Genomic DNA, 1041 nt, shown 5'->3' with positions numbered 1-1041 from the left:
TGACGGCAGCGACAGGAATGGACGCCTTAACCCATGCTATTGAAGCGTATGTCGGAAGAAGTGGTAGTGCTTACACAGACGAGCAAGCCCTCGCAGCTATTCGTTTAATATTCAAAAACCTGCCTATTGCTTTTAAGGATGGAAGTAATATTGAGGCACGAAGTGCGCTGGCATTAGCTTCTTACAAAGCAGGACTAGCGTTTACGAAAGCATCACTGGGCTACGTACATGCTATTTCTCATCAATTGGGTGCGAAGTATGGTGTTGCCCACGGCTTGGGTAATGCAATTGTATTACCGCATGTGATTCAATATTCAGCGCCTTCAATTGAAGTCAAGCTGGCAACGATTGCACAAGAAGTTGGCATCGTGCAACAAGGAGACGACACAAAACAATCAGCAAAGAGAGTGGTAGAGTATCTTTTTGCGTTTAATAAAGCGGTCGATATCCCGGAAACGATTGCTGAGCTTCAAGAAGAAGACTTTCCTTCCATCGTTAAAGATGCCATGAGCGAAGCCTATTTCAATTATCCTGTTCCCAAATTTATGCCAGAACAAGATTGCAATACACTCTTACAGCAACTATTACCAAATACTGTAGCTTGAGGGTGAATTTTTTAGTCCACTTAGACTTGATCCTGACGCTTACTGCTTCGGTCTTTGCATTTGTCATTACTGCATAGACTTTCTTTAAGGAGCCGCAATGAAGAGTCAGGATTGGGTGGGGTGCCAATAGCAATACCGACATATGGGGTATAACCTAGTTCTCATAAATCACTAATACCCCCCAAATGGGCGGGTTAATAAAATACATACTCGCCGTATTATTTTTCCTATTCGTTCTATGACTCACAAAGTAATTAAATACTCCAGGCGGATGGATAGTGAAAATAATAAGATCTCGTAATGCTAAGATGATTGCTGGCGTCTCTGTACTCGCTGGAGTTGGCTTTGTCGCTCTTCAAAGTGAACCAGTACAGGAAACGTCAAAGCTTGGCACCCCCAAGAAAATTCAGGAAATAACCATTGGTGTTGAAGCTCA

The 1041-nt window shown here is 42.9% G+C and carries 1 protein-coding gene; it reads left to right on the top strand.

Annotation, left to right across the window (positions count from 1 at the left end; all coding sequences use genetic code 11):
• Nucleotides 1-605, top strand: a 605-nt coding sequence (locus A3766_RS25950; RefSeq protein ID WP_156509154.1) for an iron-containing alcohol dehydrogenase, incomplete at its 5' end; no start/stop codon positions are given.
• Nucleotides 606-1041 lie beyond the last annotated feature (436 nt).

The sequence above is a fragment of the Oleiphilus sp. HI0132 genome (genome assembly GCF_001635845.1).
The sequence above is the reverse complement of the archived record's forward strand: the minus strand, read 5'-3'. Positions and strand labels throughout refer to the sequence as shown.